The sequence below is a fragment of the Oleiphilus sp. HI0067 genome (assembly GCF_001635735.1).
In genome coordinates this window covers 1-1,047 of sequence record NZ_LWFI01000213.1, presented here as the reverse complement: position 1 = coordinate 1,047, position 1,047 = coordinate 1, and the positions used below count along the sequence as shown (strand labels likewise).

Annotated in this window: 2 protein-coding genes; one reads left to right on the top strand and one right to left on the bottom strand. The window is 40.0% G+C overall.

All coding sequences use genetic code 11. The features are described from left to right. The coding region (locus A3739_RS02785; protein WP_156502284.1) for a hypothetical protein at positions 1-257 on the bottom strand (257 nt) is incomplete at its 3' end. 136 nt (positions 258-393) lie between these two features. Between A3739_RS02785 and A3739_RS02780 the strand changes: the two genes are divergently transcribed. Then, on the top strand, positions 394-1,047 hold a 654-nt coding region (locus tag A3739_RS02780; protein ID WP_068500230.1), incomplete at its 3' end, for a TerC family protein.

Below are 1,047 nucleotides of genomic sequence, written 5' to 3'. Positions count from 1 at the left end.
TCCGCTTCGCCGTCCTTCACCATTTGTAATGCCCGTGTCCAAGGTACGCGTTCAAACGTGAATTTCACGGTTAAGTCAGCTTCAATGTCTTTGAGCAGTGATAAGGTGATTCTGGGCTTCTCCCAATTAATTTCTGGGCCATTGCCTAAGTAGTACGGCGGGTTTTCTTTTACCTCAAACACAAGCGTTATTTCCTGACGATCTGCGAAAGTAAGTGTTGAATAAAGACTAATCAGTAAAAGAATGAAGCGTTTCATGAGTAAGGATCTAAAAAGAAAGAATAAAACATAGCGTTTGTTTTGTAGTTACATCGCAAAAGTTACACGGCAAAATTTTGTACTACTTTTAACACCTATGAGTTTCTGATCAACGAGACATTTTGAGTAATGAATAATGTTTGAATGGATAACCAGCCCTGAAGCATGGATCGCACTCGCGACATTGATGGCTTTAGAAATTGTCTTAGGTATCGACAATATCATTTTCATCTCTGTTTTAGTTGGGCGACTGCCAGAACATCAACGAAATAAAGCTCGAAAAATTGGTATCACTTTAGCGATGATCTCCCGATTATTGCTCTTATTTAGCCTCGCTTGGGTGATGAAGCTAGTAGATCCCTTATTCAGTGTTTTGGATAACGATATATCCGGTAGGGACCTGATTTTAATACTCGGAGGTTTGTTCTTATTGATGAAATCCACGCATGAAATCCATGGGAGTTTTGAGATTAAAGATGTGTCAACGACAATGCTCGCAACATCTAGCTTTGCCTCAATACTCGTTCAAATAGCGGTATTGGATTTGATCTTTTCTTTGGACTCTGTAATTACAGCGGTTGGTTTGGTGGAGCATCTCAGCATTATGGTTATTGCTATTGTGTCCTCTGTGATTGTGATGCTGATAGCCGCTAATCCTATTGGCGAGTTTGTTGATAGAAACCCAACTATCAAGATGTTGGCTTTGTCGTTTTTAATCTTGATCGCGTTTACGTTGATCGCCGAAGGCTTTGATGTACATATTCCGAAGGGTTACGTATATTTCGCAATG